Below are 17,444 nucleotides of genomic sequence, written 5' to 3'. Positions count from 1 at the left end.
CAAGAGGTCTATTAATTTTAGGCAAATATTGTTGGTAAAACCCGCCCCTACAGATTAATGATTAATGGTGGATGATTTCGGATTAATTGCGGTGATTGTTGCTGTACTGAATTCGGGCTCCGGCCCACTGAAGTTTTTCCCTCAAAGTGCCGTAATAAGAATAGTTTTCCCGCAAAATGATAAACTTGGCTTCGCAGTCTGCCATCCGCACATCTACGCGCTGTCCCGGCCAAATTGCAGTACCCAAAATGCCGTCTGTCCAGAGTTTTGTGCTGAGTTCGTAATCTGCTAAGGGCCAAACGCTGACAACTGAACCGGGCGGCAAAACCACAGCCCGACTGGATAAACTTAAAGGGCAAATCGGAGTAACTGCGATCGCATCCATTCCAGGATGAATAATCGGCCCGTTGGCGGATGCGGTGTAGCAAGTCGAACCGGTGGGAGTTGCCACAATTAAACCGTCGCCTTGATATTGATCGACTACTTCGCCGTCAACTTCCATTTCTAGGATACAGCTCGGCATTCGATCGGCAGAAGCTGGTTTAATGCACATTTCATTGAGTGCCAAAAATCGATCGCTTTCTGGTTCGAGATTGGTTCTGTTTCCCTCAAAAATCGCCGCCTGCAACATCATCCGCTTCTGCACAGCATACCTGTCTTGCGAAAGTCTGTTCCAAATCTCCTCAGTATTTTGGAAATCCTCAAAAGACTCAGTTAAAAAACCCAGATGTCCCCCCACATTCACCGCCAAAATCGGGATGCCGTCAGCAGCTAAATTCCGCGCTGCAGCCAGAGCGGTACCGTCGCCGCCGAGCACTACAGCTAAATCTATGGGGCTGTTGCTAGAAGCTAAAAACACCGGATACGGGTTATCTTTCGGGCCGCTGGGGCCCATCAAAACGTGACACCCCCGAGTTTCTAACTGGCGGGCACATTGTTCGGCCCACTTCTTGCTGAGGGTATCTCGGGCTTTGTGGGCGATAATTACTTGTTTTAGTTGCACAGTGAATCGATTTTAGATTTTAGGTTTGAAATTTGAGATTTGGGATTATTTGATTTTAGACTGAATCGCGGCTGGGATTGCGCTTGTTTGCCGCGAGTTCGCAACAGCTAGTACAGCGCTTTTGGCATCGTTTTTGGCCGCGAGTTCGCACTTTCCTAGGAACTCGAAAGCTTTATTTCATCAGTCATTCCCGGTGGAAAATTTTCAATGCCCCAATCTTCAATCGTATTACCCGTCGGTGATTCGGGATTTGGGGCGCGGCCAGATAATGCTGGTATCGGATGCTAGCAGGCGAGAAACTGCGATCGCCCCAAAACGGTTGAGGTGGCTGGGATCCAAAAAATAGTCGTTGCGGCCGGGCCACCGCTGGGACAAGTCGCGGAAAGCGAAGCCTTTTTGCTGCGAGAGTTGCTGCATTCGCTGCCCGAACTGTTGTTCTGCCCACCGACGAGTGGGATCTAAGTAGTCGTCGGTGAGGGGCAAGTTGACGAAAATTAGGGGAATTTTGCGTGTTTTGGTAAATGCTACGACTGAGTTAAAGGCTGCTGCTTGTTTGCCGCCGAGGTTGAAGTTTTCGTAGTCGCGATCGTACTTACCTGAAACGTAGGGGCGTTGTTGATAATAGGTGTTGGGATTGTAGCGGGCTGATAGGGCCATGAATCCGTTGGAGTCGATCGAATTTGCCGATTCGCTGATTTGTCTGATTGCTACTGTTGTTTGTGATACTGCATTCTGGGTAACAGGCAAGATGCCTGTTCCATCTGAGATGAATTTGATTGTGGGGTGGGCATCTTGCCCGCCCCGGTGAGAAACAGGCAAGATGCTTGTTCCATCTGAGATGAATTTGACTGTGGAACAAGCATCTTGCCCGCCCGATGACCGGGCTCTGCGGAAAATCCCGCTGCCGCCACCGCAGGGCTGCGGGAATTTGTAACACCGGGGAATCACCTTGGGTTCAGCAGACGGGAGTTTGGGGCGAACTCCTGCTGCTAAAAGTTGGCTGCCTCTAGAATCGACGATCGAATTAAAAGTGCGATCGTCCCGGCCACTGTTAAATGCCCGCACGCCGTCCGCCCAGACAATCATTTGAGGCAAATGATCCGGCTTCAAAAGTCGCCGCAGTTGAAAGTCAACTACTTGTGCAGTTGCGCCGTTGACTGCAAAGTTAAATACTTTTAAGCCCGGACGTCCGTTACCCGCCAAAGATTGTTTTAGCTGTTTGGGATCGACGCCTTGCAACGCGCGGGAACTGCCGACAATCAAAACATCTGGCGGCCCGACTGTCGCAACGTAGGATAGATAAAGTTCTAGTTGTTCGTTCAACAAATCGCTGCTGAAACTAACTTGACTGGCGGCTTGCGATCGGGTTGCGCCCGCTTGCTGTTGGGAATAAACCAGGTTTTTCGTGTACTCGGCGACTTTTTTCTCGGCAAACGCCCGCCTGGGACTACCGGGGGGAACCGCTTGCATCCAAGCGACGGCTTGCACCCACAGGGCGGCCACTTCGTCCCAGTCTTCTTGGGAATTGGCTGATTGAGCCAAATTAGAAGCTTGGGTGGCAAAGCTTATTGACTCCGCAAATGGGTCGTTTTGGGTGCAGGAGGAAGCGCTGAGGTATTTTTGGGTTTGGTTGGGGTTTCGAGCTAACACAGAGTTTGGCGGAGCCGCTAGACCTGCGGATTGGATAGCGTTAGATGCCCCGGAGTTTTTGGGCTGGTTGGGCTGCGAACATCCGGCTGTTAGGGCGATCGCGACGGAGGCGGCGCAGGTAAGTTTTAAGATGTTAGTGCTGAGGCTAGCAATGTAGCGGCGAATCATACAGCTTTCACCGTTGGCGAAACATTAGTAGATATTACTAATTATCCGGCCGATGGAGCAATTAGCTCAGTCAAACAGATGTTTTAACCATTGAATAAAAATTAAGGCGATCGGGCGATCGCAGTTGAGTACCTGCGCTGTTATTGCTTGTCCCATCGGCATTGCCGGCGTTTTTTGCCAGGCCAGCCAAGTGTGGATTAGCACTTTGGGACGATGAATTAAAGTGTAGCGGTTAAGTCCTGCTTGTTCGATGTCTTGTAAAATTGCTTCGGCTTTCGGATGCAGGATGTCACCGGGGGGGATTAGATAGGCGACAAAATCTTCTAACATTCCAGGAAGTTGATTGTCTGGCATCAACCAAACTCCGACGCGAGGCAAGTAGGGATCTGAAGGTGAACAAACCCAGCCTTCGGGAGGGGGAGATTGGGGGATGTCTCGATAGCCGATCGAACTCAGTTTATCTTTAATCGATTGCCACCGCGCACTTAAATTGCGATCGGCATCAACCACAATTCCCAACGTGCGTAAATTCTCTGCTTTCAATCTTTCTGGCAAGCCATTGAGCAGCGCTTCAACTCCTTCTGTACCTTCTTCTTGAGGTACTTCGACGGAAAATGTTTCTGGTAGTTGACATTGCTGGCACAAAGCCCAGATTACGTGTCTGTCGTTCTTACCTTCTACCAATAACTGTTGAGGTTTTGGTTGAGGGGGTTTTCGTGCTTTTGGCATCAGCGCACCTCGATACTTTGGCGCACTGCAACGGACAATTCATCGGGAGTGTATTCAACTGCACGGATATCCTCACCGCGCCGGCTCAAGCGAAATAATTTGCCAACCGAACTATCTTCTGAGTTGTCTAAGGCTTCTTGAAATGCCGCTATGCAATCCCAACTGTGGGTAGTTGCAAACACTTGAACGTTCAGTCGCTTTGCTGTTTCAAATATCAATCGCCACATATCAGTTTGGGTTTGATAGTAAAGACCTGTATCAATTTCATCGACTAGCAAAAAACCATTTTCTGATGATACGGCTGCCATTGCTATATTAATAATTCGTCGCATACCATCTCCCATACTGCCTAGAGGAACTGGGTGAGGCTGGCCCCGAAGTTTAAGCAAAATACCACTATTAGAAGTCTGGCGACTCGTGAAACTAATCCGTTCCACATCCGGCTCCAGAATTTGCAATGCTTCTACTACACTTTGTTCTTTCGGTGTGAGTGTTATTCTATCCCACAGTACAGACAGTCGCGCAAAGCTGATATTAGTGGTTGTCAGAAAATAATTTTGATTGCTGCTCCCTCTAGGAAAAACTAACTTAGATGTGTTGCCCAACCGCAAGTAACGCGAATCGCCTATAGTTCCATCAGTACGGATAGGAATTATTATTTTGCTATACTGTCCGTATGAAACAACTAGCTCACCGAACAAATCTCCACCTAAAACTAAATCCTCTAATCCAGGAAGTGTAAGTTGCTGGTCAATAGGATTAGGCTGAATTTTTAATGAGAGTGGCTCCTCTTTTGTAGATCGGATATGAATAGCCCCACCGAAGTTATTAAGTTGATGACCGTAAAAAAGATGTAAAGTCTGATAATGACGCTGAGAAACGACTTCGCCATTTCTTTGTCTAGAAGGCTCGACTGTTAGTTCACCTCGGCTATTTAGCACCTCAAGTAAAAACTGAATGTTTCCTTCATTAACTAATAAATAAATGGCTTCCAAAAAAGTAGTTTTACCGCTATTGTTCTGACCGACTATCAGATTAACCCTAGCTAGGTCGTCGATATGAAAATCTTTAAAACAGCGATAATTTTGGAGGGTGAGATCGCGCAACATGGATTCCTCGCATATTAACTATATTCTATCATTTCTCCGTTCAGACTAGAAACCAGTATGAGATTCGATGACGGCTTCGGCTTCAAGGGCGATCGATCGCAATTTATCAAGAGTATCTTGCTTCGCACTCTGCCACAACCCCCGCTGGCGAGCTTCTAACAATCTTTCCGCCATATCCCGCAGCGCCCAAGGATTATTTTCTTGAATAAATCCCTGAACTTTTTCATCAAAAATGTAAGCCTCAGCAATTCCTTCATACATAAAATCCTCAACACAATTTGCCGTAGCATCATAAGCAAACAAAAAATCCACCGTTGCCGCAATTTCAAACGCACCTTTATAACCGTGGCGCATCGCCCCTTCAATCCATTTCGGATTTACCGCCCTGCTGCGATAAACCCGCGCAACTTCTTCCCGAAGTTGTCGCACTTTGGGATTTTCGGGAACCGAGTTATCGCCGAAATAAGTTTCAGGATTTTTGCCTTGCAAATTGCGAATTGCAGCCGTCATTCCACCTTGGAATTGATAATAATCGTCGGAGTCTAAAATGTCGTGTTCGCGGTTGTCTTGGTTTTGCAAAACTATTTGCATTTGACTGAGGCGTTTGGTAAATGCTTCGGGCGCACAACATCCCCATTCACTTTGTTTAACTCCTGCTACATCTCCCGGCAAATTTGAGGAACCAGAGGCAGTATAGGCGTAACTGCTCCAATTAATATAAGCTTTTGCTAAGTCTGCGTCGTCTGTCCAGTTTTGAGCTTCAATTATGCCTTGAAGTCCCGCACCGTAAGCACCAGGTTTGGAACCAAAGACGCGGAAGTGCGATCGAACTTCCGCATCTTCCCGACTCAAACCCGCCGATTCCCAATCCTGAATCTCTTGCTTAACCTGTGCTGCTAAAGGATTGTCTTCTACCGATTCATCTAAATTTGCCACAGCTTTTAGCGCAGAATCAAACAAATCAATTAAATTAAAAAAAGCATCCCGAAAAAATCCCGAAATTCGCAAAGTAACATCGACTCGCGGCCGCCCCAAAACAGAAACAGGCAAGATTTCAAAATCTACAACCCGGCGCGACGGCCCATCCCATACTGGTTGAACTCCGATCAATGCTAGTGCTTCTGCAATGTCGTCTCCCCCCGTCCGCATCGTCGAGGTTCCCCACACTGACAAACCCAAAGTTTTGGGATATTCGCCGTTTTCTTGAGTATATCTTTCGATTAAAGTTTCAGCAGCAACTTTGCCAACTCTCCATGCGGTTTCTGTGGGAATAGCGCGGATATCTACCGAGTAAAAATTGCGGCCTGTGGGTAATACATCGGGGCGACCGCGGGTGGGTGCACCTGATGCGCCGCTGGGGATGTGTCGCCCATCTAAGCCACGCAATAAGTTAGTAATTTCTTGGTTTGTTTGGAGGAGTGATGGTAAGAGATAGTTGGCAATCCAGTCTAATTCTTGTTGGGTTGATTCTCCGATTTTAACCGCAGATAAACGCGGGTAAACGCCGATGTTTTTAATTAAATTATCTACTAATTGAGCGGCTTTTTCTTCGAGTTCTGCGGTTAAATCGCCTGCGGTAGTTAAGGGGTCGAAATCGTAGCCTGAGTCTGCTGCTAGGGCGCGGGTTAAGCCGATGCGATTTGTGCTAGGATGGCGGGCGATCGCAATTATCAAATCTCTCAACTGTCGCCCTTGGGGACACTGTCCAAAAATGTGCAATCCGTCGCGAATTTGGGATTCTTTAAGTTCGCAAAGATAGCCATCGGTGCGGGTAATAAATTCCGTAAATTCGGATTTATTGAGTTGAATTCCTAAATCTTTGTCTAAGTTTTCCTTGTTGGTGAGGGCCACAATGCGATCGCGAATCATCGGTAATCGAGACGGATCTAAGCTTTGCGCCTCGCAATATTCGTCAATTAAGGCCTCCAACTGCTGCAAAGGCCCGTAAAGTTCGGCGCGAGTCATCGGCGGGGTGAGGTGGTCGATGATCACGGCTTGCGATCGTCTTTTTGCCTGGGAACCTTCCCCCGGATCGTTGACAATAAACGGATAAAAATTCGGCATCGCGCCTAATGCGACTTCGGGATAACAATTGCTAGATAAAGCCACACTTTTACCGGGAAGCCATTCTAAATTACCATGTTTTCCAGCATGAATTATTGCCTGAGATCCAAACTTTTCGCGCAGCCAATAATAGTAAGCCAGATAATTGTGAGTTGGTTCTAAATCCGGTGCGTGATAATTCAAACTAGGGTCAATTTCATATCCCCGCGACGGTTGAATTCCCACAAAAACATTGCCAAACTGAATCCCCGGAATCGAAAACAGATTCGCAGTCAAAAGTTCAGTTTTTTCCCCCGTAGCCTCCCCCCATCTATTACAAATTCCATCTTGGACTTGCTGAGGTAAAGTTGTAAAATACTCCTGATATTCTGCTAAATCCAAATATTGATTTACAGCCCGCAATTCCCGTCCTTCCGGGTCATTTGTCACACCGGATGTGAGCATTTCAATTAACTCGTTCCCGTTGTTAGGAATATTATCTACTTGATAACCAGCTTGCAGCAAAGCTTTGAGGATTTCCACACAGCTAGCGGGCGTATCCAAGCCGACACCGTTGGCTAATCGTGCGTTGCGGGTGGGATAATTGGCGAGAATGATGGCGATGCGTCTGTTGGCGGCGGGAGTTTGTTTGAGGTTTACCCAATTTGTAGTTAAATCTGCTACAAATGAAATGCGATCGTCCGCTGCGACATATCCTACCACATCTGTTTCCAATTCACTATTCCAAGTTTGGACAGCCTTAAAAGAAACAGCCCGAGTAATAATTTTCCCATCTACTTCAGGTAATGCCACATTCATCGCCACATCGCGGGGTGAAAGCCCTTGCAATTCGCTTTCCCACTGTTGTAAATCACCGCCACTAAATATGGCTTGCAAAACTGGAACATCTAATAATTTTAAAGTATTTTCTTCTGAGTCGGGACTGTTGAAACCTGAAATGGCAAAACTTGTGGTATTGAGCAATAATTGAATTGATTCTGCATTTTTTGGTTGCAAATATTCCAGCAATTCCACTTGCAAATCAGGTTCCCGCAAAGAAGACACAAACACGGGAACTGGCACTAAATTTCGGTCATATAATGCTTGACAAAGTGCATCAATTGGTGCTAGATTTCCCGACAGATAATGAGCACGATAAAACAAAATTCCGACCGTAGGGGCGGTGGATGGTGCGGGCCCGCCCTCTTCGTATCCTTTAGCGTCTGTTTCCACGCCCGGAGATCCCCCCCAGCCCCCCTTAAGAAGGGGGGGGCAAGAAGTGGTCAAAGTCTCCATTTTTAAGGAAGATTTAGGGGGATCGGAATCTGGTATCAAAGTTCTAAAACCAGCCCTCGTATTTCCGCCCCAATCGTAGATTCCGACGCGGGAAACTGTTTGAGGTAGAGGTGCATTGTAAGCAGTTTTCAAACAAGTATCGGCGGCAAACTGTAGGGCATTAATAAAGTTTTGCACGCCTCCTTCTGTGAAGTAGCGCCACAGTTGATTGACTGCTGACAGCGATACATTTGAATGACTGATTAAATCGGGATCTGGACTGTCATCACCAGGCATTACAATCAATTTAGCTTGGGTTTTTTCCACCGTTTCCCGCAGAATTTCCAAGCCGTAAGACCAATAGGAACGCCCTCCTAGCAACCTTAAAATAATTACCTGCGCGTGTTGTAAAATTTCTTCTGCATAGGTGTCAATGGTTAGTTGTTGCTGCAATTGCAGGAGATTCACCGCCCGGAGTTTGGGGAATTCTGCTGGTAGTTTTGATGCAGCGGCTGCGATGGTTTGAATGTCTGTATCCGCTGCACTAATAAATACTATTGGTGCGGGGGTTTGTTGGATGAATATTACTCCTTCGGCTTGGGGGTTCCAGCCTCCTGGTGTTGCGGCTATTTTGTGCATTAATTTTTAGTTTATGTTGATAAATAATGAAAGGTGCGATCGCTCTTAGTATAACATGACTTATTTTAAATCCGGTTGGATTAGAATAATTGAACCACAGAGGGCGCAGAGTACGCAGAGGAAGAGAAGAGAGAGATGGATGATTTTCTGTTTCTGAGCTTTTAATCTATAAACTGATAACGAAAACTCCCAAAACCATGATTCCTGCCCCTAATAACCTTTGTTGTATATCTTTTTCTTTGAAAATAAAGTGACCGAACAATACACCCATTAACACGCTTGTACGCTTAATTGCGATCACTTGCACTACCAAAGTTAATGTCAAAGCTTGCATTTGACAAAGCACTCCTACAGCATTGAAAAATCCCATAGCTGCTAGCATTGGTAATTGTTTGAGAATTTTGCGGCTGGGATTTGGAGTTTTGTGCAATAAAACTGGTAGTAACAAGACACTCATTGTACTAAATAAAGAGAATAGCCAAAAAATGGGGGATGAATTTTTAACTCCTATTTTGTCAAAATTTGAAGTGATACTCCACAGAAATGCGACGATTAACATCAACTTTGGCCCTGGTTCATTTACCAGTGCTTTGAATGGGGCTAAATATGCTTGGGATTTCTCTTTTATGTTTAACAAATAAGAGCCTGTGACGATTAGCAAGATGCCAATATAATCAAAAAGTTTGGGATATTCACCGACAATTAACGGTGAAGTTAGTAACATGAATAATGGTGTCAAAGCTACCAGGGGTACTGTTAGGGATAAGTCTGATACTTTGATTGCTTTGATGTAAAGTATGGCTGTGACAGCGTTGATGCTACCTCCGATTAAAAGGGCGATCGCAAATTGAGAGTTTAACTGCGGAATTCCTGTATAAATTACCCAGGGAATCAAAAAGATGACTGAAAAGAATGATAGCGACCAAGCGACGACATATTCGTCACTTTTTTTGAGATTTTGTTTGCCAAAAACGTCTTTGACGGCTTCAAAGAAGGCGGTAAAAATTCCTAAAATTAACCAACTCAACCTAAGTATGCCCTCCTCACTCGATCGTCTTTTAGCAAATCTGATGCCATGCCTGTAAGAGTAATGTTACCAGCTTCTAGTACATAACCGCGATCGGCAATTTGCAATGCTAAACTGGCGTTTTGTTCTACCAAGAGAATTGTAACGCCCCTGGAGCGCAATTGTTGAATAATTGCAAAGATTTCTTTGACTATCGCAGGTGCTAAGCCTAAACTGGGTTCGTCTAATAGTAGCAGTTTTGGGCGTGACATCAGCGCGCGGGCGATCGCCAACATTTGCTGTTCCCCACCGCTGAGGGTTCCCGATAGTTGATGGCGGCGTTCTGCTAACCTGGGAAATAGTTTAAATTGGTATTCTAAATCTGCTTTGATTTGGGCAGTATCCGATCGCACATAGGCCCCTAATTCTAAGTTTGTTAACACCGTTTGCTGCGCCAAAACCCTTCTCCCTTCTGGGCTGTGGGCGATTCCGAGTTTGACAACTTCGTGGGCTTGGCGGCGGGTAATATCGCGCCCATTATAAATAATTTGTCCTTGCTGAAGATTAACTATTTTGGAAATAGCCCTGAGTGTCGTACTTTTGCCGGCACCATTCGCACCGATGAGGCTGACAACTTCGCCTGCATTAATTGTGAGATTAATATTTTGCAAGGCTTGAATTCCGCCGTAGTTTACAGAAAGATTCTTGAGTTCTAAAAGGATATTCTCGGTGGTTTTGGGTGGGGAATTGTGCATATTTTGTAACTTAATTTGTTGATAATCTTGCTCGTTCCCAGGCAGAGCCTGGGAACCAGTGAGAAATAATACAATATGTGATTTTTCAATATTATTCTTAGTCCGCGGAGGCGGACATTGTTTGTGTAGCCGCGATTTCTAATCGCCCGGTTCCAATTGCCCCATTTTTTTGTAATTTCCTATTTTTCGTCTCCTAAATAAGCCTCAATTACACCAGGGTCATTCCTCACAATCGCAGGTTCTCCCAAGGCAATTAGCTGACCAAAATGCAGCACGGCAATGCGATCGCACAATCCCATCACCAGCGGTACGTGATGCTCGATCAATATTACAGTTAAATTGAACTTTTGGCGAATTTCTCGGATAAATTCACTTAATTTATGCTTTTCATTGGGATTCATCCCCGCCGCTGGTTCATCTAATAGCAATATTTGCGGTTCTAGGGCTAAGGCGCGGGCAATTTCTAAGCGCCTTTGGTCGCCGTAGGGCAAGTTTTTGGCTTGTTCGCCCGATCGATCGCCCAATCCGACCAATTCCAACAATTCCAACGCTTTATCCTGGGTTTGGCGCTCCATTGCGTTGGCTGCTGGCAACGCAAATATGCCCGCTAGCAGGGATAAAACGGGATTGTGCGATCGGCTGTGAATGTGTCGGGCGACTGCTACATTCTCCAACACAGAAAGTTCCCCAAACAACCGAATATTTTGAAATGTTCTAGCAATACCTTTATTCGCAATTTGATAAGGCTTCAATTGGGAAATATTTTCATCTTGATAAATCAGATTGCCGCTAGAAGCAGGTATCAATCCAGTCATAACATTAAATAGAGTTGTCTTGCCCGCACCGTTAGGGCCGATCAATCCAAAAATCTCGTGTTTTTTAACTGTAAAAGATACGTCGTTTACGGCAATTAAACCGCCAAAGCGACGAGTTAATCCTTGGGCGGCTAAAACCGGATTGGTTTTTGAGAGAGTCAGGGGTTCGGAAATCATTGAATATGCTAAAATAGCGATTATCTAATTATATCTTAGACTTAAGTATAAATGGAAGCAGAGGAAATTCAAGCAAAAGTTAGCCAAAATTTATATGTTTATACAGCTCATGGAGATATCGAACGTCAGGCTGATGGCTTAACCTTTACTCAGGTTGAGGAAGCTTTACTCAACGGAGAGGTTCTTGAGCAATATCCTAACACTGGTCGAGGTGAAAGTTGTCTAATATTAGGTTATACAGGTGAGATTCCTATTCATATAGTCTGTGGTTGGCGCGGTGAAAGAGTAGCAATTGTAACTGTATATATTCCCAGTCCCGCAAATTTTATTAACCCTAGAACCAGAGGATAGACCCATGCGAGAAATTCGATGCAATACTTGCGGTAGTAACCGCTATGAGGAACGTAGAATCAATTACCTTTACAGCCATCAAGGTAAATACTTGCTAGTGCCTAACACGCCTGTTGAGATTTGTCTTGATTGTGGGATGATTTATTATGATGCAGCGGTTCTCAAAGAAATTGAGCGTCGTTTCTTTGCTATTCACCAAGAGAATGAAATGCCGGATTCATATATTCAAATCCCCAGCAAGAGTTACACGTAAAGAATTACTTTTGAAGCAGGGAACAGGAATGTTCTTAAACTCCCGCTTTTTAAGCAGTATTTAGGGCGATCGATTTCACCGCTGATACAAATTTAATGGGTCGTTGCATATATCTCGATCCCCCTCGCATCCCCCTTAAAAAGGGGGACTTTGATCGGAATCTTGTCCCCCCCTTATTAAGGGGGGCGCCGGGGGGATCGAGATATATGCAGCCTCATAAAAAATTGGTATGACCAGCAAAAATTTAGATCGCCCGAACTCTGGAAACCAATTTGATGAGAATGTAGATACAATTATTCAAATGGCTGAGACGGCTCATCTAATACAAGGATTCTGGCCCATGACGAAGCACGATCGATTTTATGGAAAAATACTTGGAGAAGCTAGGGAAACTGCATCTTTTCCAGGGTTCGCAATTTCATTATGTCTGCGGCGATTTGGCTAAACTTTTAGAGGAAATCAGAATTCAAGGCAGAAGTACAACTGTATTGTTTGCCAAACTCTACGCAGATGTATTAATCGCTAAAATGGAAGGAATCAAAGATGAAAAACTACCTCAAAACATACCAGATTTGATGCTGGCGTATTTGAAGGAACTCAACCGGGATGTGACCGAGCATAAATTGACAAATCGCACCGTTTATGAAGATGCTCAATTGCTGGCTTGGGAATGCTTGAAACTAACTTATCGACCCGCTAGCACCAAGATTAAAGATGCCATCAATGCGTTATCTATCTTAAGTTCACAAAATGCAGAGCAACGCCTCAACTATCTCGAAGAAAAACTCCACCTCCTGCAAACAAATCTTCCCAGCCAAGAGAATGTCCGCTTTGTACTTGACCCCGTAGCCGAGTATTTAGCAGGGCTGCATTTAGTCGAGAATTATGATAACAATGAAAGTAAGTGGCGCGATTTTCTAATAGATGCCGACTTTCAAAATGCGCCAGAGGCAATTAAAGGTTTTATGCTCGCAGTTCGTGATTGTTATTTAGCCAAGATTCCCGGTGCAAAAGATACTGATTTTCTGCCACAAGAGATCGCATCGCGCTATAATAGAACAATTACCGCAGTGCCCGTATCTCCTTAATCTGAAATCCGTTATACTAATTTAATTGGTCGTTGCAGATATCTCGACCCCCCTAAATCCCCCACCCCCCAAGGGGGGAAAGAAGGGGGACTTTGAGCAGAATCTTGTCCTTAAGAAGGGGGACTTTGAGCAGAATCTTGTGCCCCCCGAATGTAGGGGCGGTGCCCCCGTACCCGCCCTTGGTTAAGGGGTTCAGACTCTATGCAGCCTCATCAAAAATTGGTATTACCATCGTCGGGCGTAAAGTCGAGTCAACAGTTAACAGTTAACAGTCAACAGTCAACAGTCAACAGTCAACAATCAACAGTCAACAGTCAACAGTCACTTGACGGTAAAACCGGAATTGATGTCACATCTCGCAGGGATAATTGTATAACAATGTACATACCAGATTCGCAATCTTCCCAAGCAAAAGCGTTGCCGACGATGTACGATCTACCTAGTGAAGACCCGGAGGAACCCGGTTTGCCGGACGAATATCATCAGTGGCAAGCACAACTTTTGTCCGCTAGCTGCATTCCTCCTAATTATCCAGCCGATCGCACATTTTCGGCCAGCGATCTCAATTTATATTACGACTCCAACCATCCCAATTGGTACAAAAGACCCGATTGGTATTTGGTTGTCGGCGTTTCCAGATTTTACCAAGACAGAGACTTGCGCCAAAGTTACGTGATTTGGGACGAAGCAGTCAATCCTTTAATTGCGATCGAGTTTCTGTCACCTGGTACGGAGAATGAAGATTTGGGGCTGACAGAATCAGAACCAAACAAACCTCCGACTAAGTGGCAGGTTTACGAGAGGATTTTGAAGATTCCTTATTACTTTGTGTTTAGCAAATACAACAATCAATTGAGAGTATTTCGGTTAATTGGCAACCGTTACCGCGAACAAGTGTTAACAGGTTCTCGATTCTGGATACCGGAAATAGAGTTAAGTTTGGGTTTGTGGCAAGGTTGTTTTTTGCAAAATGAAAGGTTGTGGCTGCGGTGGTATGATCTTAATGGGAACTTGATTCTGACTCCTGAAGAATTTGAGAGACAACGAGCTCAATTGGAAAGCCAACGAGCCGAGTTTGAAAGACAGCAAGCTGAAATTGAAAGACAGCGGGCAAATCAATTGGCCGATCGCCTCCGAGCAATGGGCATTAATCCCGATGAGCTGTAAAATTAAATAATGGGACTTTCTCTGTCATCCAAAAATAAAATTAGTTGGTAATGAGGACTTGAGTCTTTAACTGCTGGTGACTAAAGTCCTCACTACAAACATTTTTTTAAACTGTAAGATGAAATAGTAGCCTCAAATGCTGCAAGCGATCTCAATAAAAAGTTATTAACTAAAATTTACTTATGCCAGAATCTACCTCACTGCGCGATCGCTACTTAGCCCTGATCGACAAAATTGTCGAAATCACCCTCAAGGGTCAAATTCGCTCCAAAGAACAAGTATATCAAATGCTGGTGCAAGACATCGGCACTGGTACCGGCGAAATTTTTGAACGCTGTTTCGGAGAACGCCTGGATGCCACGGAAAACCTGCTCAAAAATGAAAAAGACGAAATCAAGCAAGCCAAAGCAAATCGCACCCTCAGAGCGCTAAAAACCATCCAAGGAGAATGGGAACGCTGGCAAAAAGACAACCGAGTTTCCAGTGCGATCGCCTCTGCCATCCAACAAATCCTTACTGCCGAATCTAACACCCGTCTCCTGACATTATTCCAAGTAATCGATCCCAACAAAGAACTTCCCCTGACTCTGGATCAATTGCAGCAATTAGCAAAATCCCTGCACCAACAAATGCTGCAAACTTCCAATCCCGAAACCGAGCGAGACTTGCAGCAAATCACCGCTGGGATTGCCAAAGGTTTAGAATCTTGGCAACGGCTGGAACCGGAACTTGTAGGCTGGATTTATCAGCCACAGCAGCTAGGATTTGCCGGTAGTCCCGAACAAAATGGGCCTTGGGCTTTTTGGGCAAAAAAGGTGAAAAGTCCTTTTCCTCACGCTCTTTTGCAGACAATTGCGATGGGTGAATCGATAGTTGAGTTAGCAGCCAAACAATCGAGTTTAGAGTTAGGCGCTTTGGTGGAATTAGCGATTATTTTGCAGTGCTTGCAACGGGCTTTGGCGACATGGTTTGACAAGCAAGTTTACGATTCCAAAGTGTCAACGAAAGCTTCAATTTCTACTTACATTACTTTTTCGGTAATTTGGAGTCAGTTGGCCAGCGGGTTTAACAATTCTACAAAAAGTGGCGAACAGTTGGCAAATGCTTGTTTTCAAGTAACCCTGCAAATTTTACGCACTTTTTCTCAACGAGAATACTTTCCGCTGTACGGCGGGATTTTTGCTTCGTTTGATGGCAAGTCTCTGCGCCATACTTTGGAGTATTTAGATGAGCCGCTGCGACGGGTAGAAGGTACTCAAGCTAAGGCTCGAATTTTGACGCTGTTGGGTTATTCGATGCGGGCTGTGGGAGCGTATGAGCGATCGATCTTACTGCACAAAGAAGCGCTGGAAATTGCTCGTCTGGAAGATGATAAAGCCTGCGAAGTTGCCAATCTAAATCACATCAGCCGCAACTATGTTTCTCAGAAAAACTATCAGGAAGCAATTAATTACAGTCAGCGGGCTTTAATTTTGGCACGACAAGCGGGTGAGCGGCAAGGCGAGGCTAATGCTTTAGCTAATTTGGGTTATAGCGAGGTGTTTCAAGCGCGGCAGTTGGAGGATGTGGAACCGGAGGTGTATGAAAGTGCGATCGGCTATTTGGAGCAAGGTTTATCGCTGTCACAAAAATTGGGCGATCGCCAAAGTCAAGCTTTTTGCTCTAGCAGCCTCGGAATTGCTAAAATTGCTCTGGAAAATCCGGCTGGTGCGATCGAGTATTTGTTCGAAGGTTGGCAAGCTGCCCAATTTTCGGGCGATTTGTATCTCCAAGGTCTGAATTTGGCTTATTTGGCTCAAGCTTATTACAGCATGAACGAACTAGAACAAGCGATATTTGCTGGCTGTTTGGGGATGTATACTTTGGAGCAAATTGGGGCGGCTGAGTGGCGTCAATCGGCTGGTTTGCTGACAATTTTGCGGGGACAAATGGGGCCGGAAGCTTTTAAAGAATCTTTGGCAAAAAGTCGCTCGAATATCATTCCGGCGATCGGTGTCGATGGCTACGATTACATCCCCGAGTTGCTCGAAAAATACCAACAATCTATTTGAACAATCTAGGTTTGTAGTGAGGATTTTAGTTCTTTATTTTCTGAGGACTCAAGTCCTGACTACAAACCTAATTACTTTACTACAAACCTAATTACTTCTCGACTATCACCGGCGTGCCAACTGCGACTTTCTCAAATAAAGCTTGGGCATCTTTGTCGAACATTCTCACACAACCGTGAGAAGCAGCTCGCCCGATCGAGTCTAGAGTCGGAGTCCCGTGAAAACCGATGACATTCTTGCCATCCGTCCAAAACCCGATCCACCTAGTCCCCAGCGGATTGTCTGGCCCGGCCGGCACAAGTTCTCCCGTCCAAGGATGCTCCCAAACTGGATCTTTAATCATTTGCATGACTTTAAAGCTGCCCGTGGGAGTTTCCCAGCCCTGTTTCCCCACAGCAACCGGGAAACTCGCTTGCACCTTATTTTTGCGGTAAACATAGACGCGGCGTTCTCGCAATCTCAGCACTAAACGCACTTCCTCAACTGGATTTTCTGGAGCTTTTGGTTCCTGGGGAATATACCGAAACGGTTCCCCTAGGGGCGGCAGTTCTGGGGCTGGGAGATTCGGCAATTTTGCCTCGGATTTTGAGCGCTGCGGGGCGACATCCCTATTGCTTGCATTACTACCAACAGATTGAGCTGTCGCCCGCTGCTGTAGGGCTACAGACAGCGCCGCTGCACTCAAACTCAGGACGATTAACTTGTTAAATAAAAATTTGCTGTTCACCATTTGTTTGTTCGCTAAACTCCTCACCAGCAGTTCCTACAAAGTTCCTCTCTAATTATCCGCCAACTGCACCCAATCTGAAATTTTGTCCGATGGCTTTTTGACTGTAAATCCGCGACCCTGTTTTTAGCTTCAATTCCCCAAATTATAACTTGTAACTTGGTTTCGCTCCTGCAACAAAACGATCTAACTTTACCTCTGGGTAATTTGATTTTTGAGTTGCGGGAGGATGGCGATCGCAAATTGAAACTGTGGCGCAGCGACATCCGGCAAGCACCTCTGTCTTTTGGCAGTAGAGTTTCCCGCCCAGCAGCAACAGTTAGGTGTCAAAAAAACCGAAACGGTCGATCGAACAAACTCAATATATCACGCCAACACCGAGAGAGATGCCAAGCGCTGAACATATTGTAAATCGGGAACTTTTGATCTAAAATTTAG

At 45.4% G+C, this 17,444-nt stretch carries 15 protein-coding genes; 6 read left to right on the top strand and 9 right to left on the bottom strand.

Features of this window, described 5'->3' with window-relative positions; translation table 11 throughout:
* Positions 1-82: 82 nt before the first annotated feature.
* From IQ270_RS09790 to IQ270_RS09755, 8 genes are all read right to left on the bottom strand, one after another.
* Positions 83-1,003 (bottom strand): NAD(+) kinase, encoded by a 921-nt coding sequence (locus IQ270_RS09790; protein WP_193973031.1) that lies wholly within the window; start codon positions 1,001-1,003, stop codon positions 83-85.
* Positions 1,004-1,231: 228 nt separating this feature from the next.
* Positions 1,232-2,821: a hypothetical protein gene (locus IQ270_RS09785; RefSeq protein WP_193973030.1), complete on the bottom strand. Its 1,590-nt coding sequence runs from the start codon at positions 2,819-2,821 to the stop codon at positions 1,232-1,234.
* Between the two features lie 66 nt (positions 2,822-2,887).
* Positions 2,888-3,550, bottom strand: coding sequence for a DUF3226 domain-containing protein (locus IQ270_RS09780; protein WP_193973029.1), 663 nt, complete (start codon positions 3,548-3,550; stop codon positions 2,888-2,890).
* The gene (locus IQ270_RS09775) at positions 3,550-4,659 is read right to left on the bottom strand and encodes an ATP/GTP-binding protein (RefSeq protein WP_193973028.1); all 1,110 of its coding nucleotides are present in this window, start codon (positions 4,657-4,659) and stop codon (positions 3,550-3,552) included. Before IQ270_RS09775 ends, IQ270_RS09780 begins: the two co-directional genes overlap by 1 nt.
* Positions 4,660-4,704: 45 nt before the next feature.
* The gene (gene cobN, locus IQ270_RS09770) at positions 4,705-8,616 is read right to left on the bottom strand and encodes a cobaltochelatase subunit CobN (RefSeq protein ID WP_193973027.1); all 3,912 of its coding nucleotides are present in this window, start codon (positions 8,614-8,616) and stop codon (positions 4,705-4,707) included.
* Between the two features lie 166 nt (positions 8,617-8,782).
* The gene (locus IQ270_RS09765; RefSeq protein WP_193973026.1) at positions 8,783-9,643 is read right to left on the bottom strand and encodes an EamA family transporter; all 861 of its coding nucleotides are present in this window, start codon (positions 9,641-9,643) and stop codon (positions 8,783-8,785) included.
* On the bottom strand, positions 9,640-10,377 hold the full coding sequence (locus tag IQ270_RS09760) for an ABC transporter ATP-binding protein (protein ID WP_193973025.1): 738 nt from the start codon (positions 10,375-10,377) through the stop codon (positions 9,640-9,642). The genes IQ270_RS09765 and IQ270_RS09760 overlap by 4 nt, the downstream gene beginning before the upstream one ends.
* Positions 10,378-10,556: 179 nt before the next feature.
* Positions 10,557-11,369: an ABC transporter ATP-binding protein gene (locus IQ270_RS09755; RefSeq protein ID WP_193973024.1), complete on the bottom strand. Its 813-nt coding sequence runs from the start codon at positions 11,367-11,369 to the stop codon at positions 10,557-10,559.
* Positions 11,370-11,420: 51 nt separating this feature from the next.
* Between IQ270_RS09755 and IQ270_RS09750 the strand changes: the two genes are divergently transcribed.
* The 5 genes from IQ270_RS09750 to IQ270_RS09730 all read left to right on the top strand — a co-directional run bounded on the left by IQ270_RS09750 (position 11,421) and on the right by IQ270_RS09730 (position 16,279).
* A complete protein-coding gene (locus IQ270_RS09750; protein ID WP_193973023.1) occupies positions 11,421-11,720 on the top strand; it encodes a DUF4258 domain-containing protein in 300 nt (99 codons plus the stop codon).
* A 4-nt stretch (positions 11,721-11,724) separates the two neighbouring features.
* Positions 11,725-11,973: a type II toxin-antitoxin system MqsA family antitoxin gene (locus IQ270_RS09745; RefSeq protein ID WP_193973022.1), complete on the top strand. Its 249-nt coding sequence runs from the start codon at positions 11,725-11,727 to the stop codon at positions 11,971-11,973.
* Positions 11,974-12,335: 362 nt separating this feature from the next.
* Positions 12,336-13,061, top strand: coding sequence for a hypothetical protein (locus IQ270_RS09740; RefSeq protein ID WP_193973021.1), 726 nt, complete (start codon positions 12,336-12,338; stop codon positions 13,059-13,061).
* Positions 13,062-13,439: 378 nt separating this feature from the next.
* Positions 13,440-14,228, top strand: a complete 789-nt coding sequence (locus IQ270_RS09735; RefSeq protein WP_193973047.1) for a Uma2 family endonuclease — start codon at positions 13,440-13,442, stop codon at positions 14,226-14,228.
* Between the two features lie 182 nt (positions 14,229-14,410).
* The gene (locus IQ270_RS09730) at positions 14,411-16,279 is read left to right on the top strand and encodes a tetratricopeptide repeat protein (RefSeq protein WP_193973020.1); all 1,869 of its coding nucleotides are present in this window, start codon (positions 14,411-14,413) and stop codon (positions 16,277-16,279) included.
* A gap of 91 nt (positions 16,280-16,370) precedes the next feature.
* On the opposite strand, the gene IQ270_RS09725 is transcribed toward IQ270_RS09730, so the two are convergent.
* Positions 16,371-17,009: a L,D-transpeptidase gene (locus IQ270_RS09725; RefSeq protein WP_193973019.1), complete on the bottom strand. Its 639-nt coding sequence runs from the start codon at positions 17,007-17,009 to the stop codon at positions 16,371-16,373.
* A gap of 156 nt (positions 17,010-17,165) precedes the next feature.
* Between IQ270_RS09725 and IQ270_RS09720 the strand changes: the two genes are divergently transcribed.
* The gene (locus IQ270_RS09720) at positions 17,166-17,417 is read left to right on the top strand and encodes a hypothetical protein (RefSeq protein WP_193973018.1); all 252 of its coding nucleotides are present in this window, start codon (positions 17,166-17,168) and stop codon (positions 17,415-17,417) included.
* Positions 17,418-17,444 lie beyond the last annotated feature (27 nt).

Origin of the sequence: Microcoleus sp. LEGE 07076 (assembly GCF_015207455.1) — a bacterium.
GTDB lineage: Bacteria > Cyanobacteriota > Cyanobacteriia > Cyanobacteriales > Microcoleaceae > Microcoleus.
Note: the sequence above shows the minus strand (reverse complement) of the source record. Positions and strands in the feature narration are given on the sequence as shown.

Coding starts and splice junctions, on each gene's coding strand:
- IQ270_RS09780 (WP_193973029.1), bottom strand. CDS start 3,550: ATGCCAAAAGCACGAAAACCCCCTCAACCAAAACCTCAACAGTTATTG.
- IQ270_RS09725 (WP_193973019.1), bottom strand. CDS start 17,009: ATGGTGAACAGCAAATTTTTATTTAACAAGTTAATCGTCCTGAGTTTG.
- IQ270_RS09775 (WP_193973028.1), bottom strand. CDS start 4,659: ATGTTGCGCGATCTCACCCTCCAAAATTATCGCTGTTTTAAAGATTTT.
- cobN (WP_193973027.1), bottom strand. CDS start 8,616: ATGCACAAAATAGCCGCAACACCAGGAGGCTGGAACCCCCAAGCCGAA.
- IQ270_RS09745 (WP_193973022.1), top strand. CDS start 11,725: ATGCGAGAAATTCGATGCAATACTTGCGGTAGTAACCGCTATGAGGAA.
- IQ270_RS09735 (WP_193973047.1), top strand. CDS start 13,440: ATGTACATACCAGATTCGCAATCTTCCCAAGCAAAAGCGTTGCCGACG.
- IQ270_RS09750 (WP_193973023.1), top strand. CDS start 11,421: ATGGAAGCAGAGGAAATTCAAGCAAAAGTTAGCCAAAATTTATATGTT.
- IQ270_RS09755 (WP_193973024.1), bottom strand. CDS start 11,369: ATGATTTCCGAACCCCTGACTCTCTCAAAAACCAATCCGGTTTTAGCC.
- IQ270_RS09730 (WP_193973020.1), top strand. CDS start 14,411: ATGCCAGAATCTACCTCACTGCGCGATCGCTACTTAGCCCTGATCGAC.
- IQ270_RS09760 (WP_193973025.1), bottom strand. CDS start 10,377: ATGCACAATTCCCCACCCAAAACCACCGAGAATATCCTTTTAGAACTC.
- IQ270_RS09740 (WP_193973021.1), top strand. CDS start 12,336: ATGGAAAAATACTTGGAGAAGCTAGGGAAACTGCATCTTTTCCAGGGT.
- IQ270_RS09785 (WP_193973030.1), bottom strand. CDS start 2,821: ATGATTCGCCGCTACATTGCTAGCCTCAGCACTAACATCTTAAAACTT.